The organism is Streptomyces sp. NPDC055189, from assembly GCF_053606765.1.
The window spans coordinates 1-6,455 of the sequence record NZ_JBSGSG010000170.1; the positions used below are offsets into that span (position 1 = coordinate 1).

8 protein-coding genes are annotated in these 6,455 nt (G+C 70.6%); all 8 read right to left on the reverse strand.

The features are described 5' to 3' along the window. Positions 1-95: 95 nt before the first annotated feature. Positions 96-1,313: a phage major capsid protein gene (locus tag ACWFR3_RS46380; protein WP_376183990.1), complete on the reverse strand. Its 1,218-nt coding sequence runs from the start codon at positions 1,311-1,313 to the stop codon at positions 96-98. Positions 1,314-1,398: 85 nt separating this feature from the next. Then, positions 1,399-2,073 (reverse strand): HK97 family phage prohead protease, encoded by a 675-nt coding sequence (locus ACWFR3_RS46385; protein WP_375852300.1) that lies wholly within the window; start codon positions 2,071-2,073, stop codon positions 1,399-1,401. Then, positions 2,070-3,218, reverse strand: coding sequence for a phage portal protein (locus tag ACWFR3_RS46390; protein WP_375852299.1), 1,149 nt, complete (start codon positions 3,216-3,218; stop codon positions 2,070-2,072). The genes ACWFR3_RS46385 and ACWFR3_RS46390 overlap by 4 nt, the downstream gene beginning before the upstream one ends. Before the next feature lie 10 nt (positions 3,219-3,228). Then, positions 3,229-4,740 carry a hypothetical protein gene (locus ACWFR3_RS46395; protein WP_375852298.1) on the reverse strand — a complete coding sequence of 504 codons (1,512 nt, stop codon included), beginning with the start codon at positions 4,738-4,740 and terminating at the stop codon, positions 3,229-3,231. After that, the gene (locus ACWFR3_RS46400; protein WP_375852297.1) at positions 4,724-4,990 is read right to left on the reverse strand and encodes a hypothetical protein; all 267 of its coding nucleotides are present in this window, start codon (positions 4,988-4,990) and stop codon (positions 4,724-4,726) included. Before ACWFR3_RS46400 ends, ACWFR3_RS46395 begins: the two co-directional genes overlap by 17 nt. A gap of 168 nt (positions 4,991-5,158) precedes the next feature. Next, a complete protein-coding gene (locus ACWFR3_RS46405; RefSeq protein WP_375852296.1) occupies positions 5,159-5,593 on the reverse strand; it encodes a hypothetical protein in 435 nt (144 codons plus the stop codon). A gap of 6 nt (positions 5,594-5,599) precedes the next feature. After that, on the reverse strand, positions 5,600-5,881 hold the full coding sequence (locus ACWFR3_RS46410) for an HNH endonuclease (RefSeq protein WP_365421791.1): 282 nt from the start codon (positions 5,879-5,881) through the stop codon (positions 5,600-5,602). A 20-nt stretch (positions 5,882-5,901) separates the two neighbouring features. Continuing rightward, on the reverse strand, positions 5,902-6,246 hold the full coding sequence (locus ACWFR3_RS46415; protein ID WP_365421788.1) for a hypothetical protein: 345 nt from the start codon (positions 6,244-6,246) through the stop codon (positions 5,902-5,904). Positions 6,247-6,455: the final 209 nt, after the last annotated feature.

The following is a 6,455-nucleotide window of genomic DNA, read 5'->3' on the forward strand; positions in this document are numbered from 1 at the left end:
CGTCCGTGCTGATGTCCACGCGGGTGATCGCGCCCGCGGCCGACCACGAGCGGCCCGTGAGGTGGTGGGTCGTGGCCGCCCGCTGCAGGTATGGATCAGGTCGCGGCGCCGGCGAACACCTTCACGGCTCCGGTCTGGTCGACCAGCAGGCCGTCCGAGCGGATGATCGCCCGGAAGGTCACCAGGTCGGAGTTGAACGCGTAGTCGTCGGACCGCTCGAACCGCACCCCGCCCGCCATGCGCACGAAGTACTGGGAGAAGTCACCGAACGCGACGGACTTCGCGGTCGTGCCGACAGCGGCCACGTTCGGGTCGGTGTGGACCGGCTTGCCCAGCAGCGTGTCCGGGACGCCGACCTGGATGGACGGCTGCCACAGGTACTGGTCCTGCTTGTCCTTCAGCTTCCGGGCGGTGCCGAGGGTGGCGTCCCGCATCAGCCAGCCGCACGAGGCGCTGTTCCGGTACGGGGCGATGACGCTGTAGTACAGGTCGATCAGGTCGTCCGCGGTGAACGCGCCGCCAGCGCCGGTGCCGCCGGTCTTGCCGGTCGACGCGGAGGTGATGATGCCGGTCGGCTTGGAGGAGCCGTCGCCGGTGATGGCGTGGGTGCCGAACGCGTTGCCCAGCGCGCGGCCGGCCTGCATGGCGAGGTAGCTCTCCAGGTCGACACCGGTGTCGGTGAGCAGCTCGGTGGACGCCTGGAGCAGGACGCCGTACTTGTAGGCGCCCAGGGTGCGCTTGGCGAACGCCGGGTCGGACTTGGGCAGGTTGGCGGCCTCGGCGGTGAGCGCGGCAGTCGAGTGGGCCGTGGTCACCGGGATCTCGATGGTCTCGCCGGAGGCGGTGTTCAGGACCGTGGGCCCGGCCATCATCAGACCGGACACCTCGATGAGGTGGGCCATCAGGCGGCCGTAGAACGTGGTGGGCACGGTGTTGCCGCCCGCGGTCGCGGTGCCCTTGGTCAGGTCACGGAAGCTGACCCCGTCGGGCTTGGCGATGTCGATGCCGCGCATCTCGCCGCGCGCCCACCGGCGCAGCTCCGAGTCCTGCTCCTGCGGCTGCTGCCGCTGGTCGGCCGGCTTGGCGAGGAGCTTGGCGAACGCGTCCTCGGCGTCCTTGGTGCGCTGCTCCGCCTCGAGGAGGTCCTTCGCCCGGGCGTCGATCTTGTCGAGGTCGGTGTTCAGCGCCTGGTACTGCGCCTCTTCCTCCGCCGACAGGTCCCGCTTTTCCTTCTCGGCGGTGTCGAGCAGCGCCTTGGCCTGCTCCCAGATGTTCGCCCGGCGCTCCTGCAGCGCCTTGATGTGGCTGGACATGTGCCCTCCTGGGCATGACGACGACACCCGCGACCGTGCGCCGGGGTGCCAGTGGATGGGTGGGTGAGGTGGGTGTCGCCCTGCCTCAGAAGGTGCGGCGCTTCACCAGCTCGGCGCGCCGCTGCCGTACCGCCACGAGCGGGTGGGTGTCGCCCTGCCCGCCCGGCGGGATGATCGTGGGGGCCGGGGCCCCGAGGAACCGCTTCAGCTCACCGGCCTCGGCCGCCGCCCGCACCTCGGCCAGCTCCGCGCCAGCCTTCTCAGCGAGGGACCGCAGGCCTGTGGACGTGTCCAGGTACGCCGGATCGTTGACCGGGGCCACGTCGACCAGCTGCCCGGACAGCAGCGTCCGCACCGGGAACCCGTCGTCCGTCATCGCCCAGTCGTCCTCGAACGTGTAGAACGCGAAGCTGGATTCGGTGACGTCGCCGCGCTGCACCAGCTCGAACACGTCCGCCCGGGCGGCCGGCACGTCGACGCTGTAGTCCAGGCCCGTGCCGTCCGTCTGCAGCCGCAGCGTGCTCGCCCGCGTCGTGCCGAGCAGCATGTTGTTGTCGTGGTTGTAGCGGGCCATCACGCGCGGCCAGCCGTCACCCTCGGACTTCGCGAAGAACCCCGGGTCGATCCGCTCGACGAACCCGCCCAGGTTGCGTGACAGGGTGTTGAACTTCGCGGCGTACCCGCCGATCGTCCTGCTGTCGCCGGCCGCCCGGACCTCGACGAGGCCGCGCGTGAACCGACGCTCACTGTCGCCGTTCACTTCTTCTCGCTTCCGTCCGGGGCCACATTGCCCAGTGGCGTGTAGTCCTGCCCGAGCCCGCCGGGCAGCGGCGGCTCATCCTCGTGACGCCGCAGCTCGTCGATGTTGTTCAGCCCGATCGAGCGAGCGATACGGTGCGCCTGATAGCGGGTCAGCGTGTCGGTGCGCAGCATCGCGCTCGCGTTGAATCGGGCCTCCTCGGTGGGTGGCCGCAGCCAGGAGAACGCTTCCTCCAGGCGGGCCAGCCACGGGCGCAGCGTCCACGTCAGCAGGTCGATACTGTTCTGCTCGACCGTGGCGTAGGTGAGGCTGCCACCCGTCTCACCACCGACCTTCTCCGGCGGCACCCCGTAGATCGCGGCGACCTGGTTCGCCGTCGCCTTGATGGTCTCCAGGAACTGCGACTCGTTCGCCGGCACCGAGATCGCCCGGTACTTCACGCCGTTGCCCAGCGCGACCACGTCCCGGCCTTGGGCGGCCTCCTTGAACCGTGCCTTCAGCACGGTCGCGGCGCCCTGGTCCACGGCCATGTCCGTCTCCAGGACTGCGCTTGGCGTGGACCCGTTGGCGAACCAGTCCCGGCCGAACTGGTTGGCCAGCAGCCCGGCCTCCGTCGTCGTCGCGAAGTACGCGATCGGCGACAGCCCCAGGATCTGCCCGGGCACCGTGTAGGCGGGGATGTGGAACATCTGCCCGTCCTCGAGGCGCCGGCCCTTGTAGCACCAGACCGGGACGGCGGCGAGGTTGTCCTGGATGCTCACGTCGTCCGGGTGCAGCCACTCGATCTGGCTGGGCCAGCCGTCCGGGCCCCAGGCGACGATCAGCCCGTAGGCGTTGCCGCGCAGCGTCAGCGACGTCATGCACCGGTGCAGCCAGTCATACCGGAAGCCAGCCGCGGCCGGGCGCCGGAACAGCGGGGGCAATGGCAGCCGCTGCCGGTCCTCTCCGTCCGCCCGGTAAAACTTCAGAGGCAGGGAGGCCACGGAGTCCGCGAGCAGCCGTGTGGCCGCGTAGACGGGCCCCAGCCGCAGTGCCCGTTCCTGGCTGGTGCCGCGCAGCACGGCCGGGTCCGAGCCCGACCCCCACACGTCCTGGTACGAGATCGCCCGCTTCAGCGCCGTCCGGCGGAAGGGCCACCACTTCACGACTGCCCCCTCACCACACGTTGTTCAGGATGTCGCCCGGCGGTTCTTCTACCTCGGCGGTCAGGCCCCACTTGGCGAGGGTCCCGGCCACCAGCGGGCTGATGTCTACGGACGGGATACGGCGGGCCCACGCCCACGCGTCGCCCAGCGTCCGCTTCTGCGCGCCGGCCAGAGCCGACGCCAGCGGCGCATCGTCGAAGTGCGTCAGGGTCTGCGTCGTTACGGCGTCGTAGAACTGGGCGCACGCCGCGGCCATCTCCCGCGCCTTCGGCTGCACGACTGTCACTCCGAGCCCGGTCTCCTTGTCCTCCAGGTCGCCGATCAGCGACCCGGCCGGCCCCGCCCCGTCGATCACCCAGCACCGCGGGTTCCATTTCCCGTGCAGTTCCTTGGCGCGCTCCAGGATCCAGCCCGTACCGGGCCGGTGGTCGATGACCGTCACGTGCACGCCGCCCAGGTACCGGAACGCTGCGCTGATGGCCGCGTGCGACCGCTCCGGGGTCATGTCGATGGACAGCGCCACCGGCCCGGCCTGCCGCGCCTCAGCGACCGCCGAGACGTCCCCGACGGCCAGGGCCCGCCACGCCTCCTCGGCGATGACCTGCCACGTGTCGGCCTCGTCGGACGGGTAGTCGCCTACACCGAGCCGCTCACGCTCGAAGATGCCGCTGGACCCCAGCGAGGCCCGCTCGTTCCGGACGAACTCCGGGGTGATCAGGAGGCCCAGCGACGGGTTCGCCTTCGCCCACGACGCCGGATCGTCCGAGCTGTCGTGCTCCGTGCAGCCGGGCGGGCATTCGTCCAGGTGCGGGTCCACCGACCACTCGAAGTAGGCCAGGGACGGGTCCGGCTTCCCGGCCTCCAGCGCGGCCAGGGCTCGGCGCCGCAGACGGGCCAGCTGCACCGAGGGGGCGCCGATTCCGGCGCTGCCCAGGTACCAGAGCTGCGGGTTCTCGACGGCGGACATCGTCGGCATCAGCGCGCCCATCGCGTCGTCGCCGAGGATCATCGCCTCGTCCAGGATGTTGCAGTCGCCGGTCCAGCCACGGCCGGAGCCGCCGGAGCGGGCGATGAACTGCAGGGACTGCCCCGTCGTCAGCGTGATCGACGTCTCCGTCGTGTTGTTCAACATCCGCTTGACGCGTTTCCGCAGGTCAGGGCACCCGAGGATCAGGGACTGGATCCGCTGGAACGCGACTCGGCTCGTCTTGAACTCATGCGCGCTGTGAATGATCAGGCGCTCGCCCAGCAGGAACAGCCCCGCCAGCTCCCTGGCCTCGATCACCCCGCCCTTCCCGTTCTGCCTGGGCACGTTCACGGCGCACTCGAACGCCGCCCACTGGCCGTCCTCCCGTTCCCGCAGCCCGACGTCCAGGACGTGCTGCTGCCACGGCATCAGGTCCAGGCCGGCGTGCGCGGCCAGCTCGACCGCCTCCCGGCCAGCCGAGGACAGGAACGTCGGCGGCGCGGTGAACAGGCGGGGCCGCTGGGCACCGCGCAGCAGTTCAGGCTCGGCGAGCACGGAGCCTCCCGTCCTGCCGCTTCCTGGCCAGCTCGTCCACCCGGTCGGTCTCTTCGGCGACCGGCGCGAGCTTGTGCAGGGCCTCGAGCGCGGCCCGTAGTTCGCGAGCGGCGTTCGCCTTCGCCGTCGCCCCGTCCTTCCCGTCCATCACCTGGGCGAGGGTGAGGGCGAGTTGCGCCAGGCCAGGGGCGATATCGCCGACCCGGAGCCGTGCAATTTCGGCGGCGGTCCCTTCGACGTTGGTAGCCATGATCACCCCCGACCTGTCACTGAGAGTCACGTCACGGAGGGTGACCGCCTGCTAAATCGCTGGCGTTCGCCTCGGCGGATTAGCGAGTACAGGCCCCGTGTAAAAAATCGGGCGACAAGGGCGTTTGGGTCGCCCGGTCTTGCGCTCAAAAAGTAGTCGGGGCCTTGATCACCATTCGAGCGTCGCGCCCGTCGTCTCGGTCTTCGTCGCCGATCGTGACCGGTACCAGCGGGTGGCCACCCTGCGCATCTCGGGGTCTCGCATGGCCTCGATGCGGGCCATCACGATGCTGCGCCCGGGGTCGACGGCGATGATCTGTGCGTCCATGCGCCGGTAGCGGGCGAGCCACTTCGAGGTGGGCATGGTGTGGATCAGGTAGACGTCGACCTTGTCGCGGTGCTCGAACGCCTCGAACATCGCGGCGTAGCGGGCCTTGTGGGCGACGCGGAGCAGGAGCGGGTCCTGGTTCCAGTTGGGGGCGCCTGGCCCGGCGAGGGCGCGGGTGATGCGGTCGAGGTCGATGACGATGTCGCTGGGCTTGGCCCTGCTCTCGATCCAGCTCGTCTTGCCTGCGGCCGGCGGTCCGGTCACGATGTACAGCACGGACCGTCACCACCTCAGCTGGGGTCGCCGGGGGCTGGGCTTCGGTGACGCTGTGCGGTTGCCGCGGCTGCTGTTGCAGCGACGGTGCGCGGGCCGGGCGTTGGCCTTGTCGAGGAGCGAGCCGCCTCGCGAGAGCGGCTGTTCGTGGTCGAGGGTGAAGGACAACGGGTGCCGGGCGTCCAGCTCGTAGCCGATGTTGTGGCCGCACCACCAGCAGGGGAGTCGCTGGGCTCGGAGCCAGTCGACGAGGCGGCGGTAGGGGCGCCCGTTGCGCGGGTTGCCGGCCACGGGCGCCACCTCCCACCAATCTACGGCGCGGGGGCCTCCGTGCACGTCGGGTCGTCGAGGCAGTCCTGCAGCTCGTCGCGGTTGGCCCGGTTGAGCTGCTGCAGGCCTTCCATGTAGCGGTCGATCCGGTCGCCCTCGGGCAGGCCTTGGCAGGGGCTCGGCTCCTCGTCCATGCCTGCGTCGGGGCTGTCCTTGATGAGGTCTGCCCAGGCGGTGACGCATGCCTTGCGTGCGGCGGCCTGGTCGACGGTCTTGGTGGCGGTGACGGTGGGCTGCGGCTTGTCGTCGCTGCTGCCGCTGCTGCAGCCGGTGGTGAGGGCTGCGAGGGCGAGCAGGGCGGCGCAGGCGGCTCCGCGGGCGGTCATGGTTCCCCCCATGGGTGTTCGGATGCTGAACGGGCATCATCCGCTGCGTGTTGGTCGCTTGGGGGGTCTGTGGCTGTGTTGTGACGCGTTGGTGTCCGCCGCCGGGCGCCCCGCATCCCGCGGGTGCCCGTGATCCCCGCGTGGGGCCGCCCACCGCATCGCGCTGCTCGCCCAGTCACCGCAGGCCCCCGAGGCGGTCACCGTCGCCG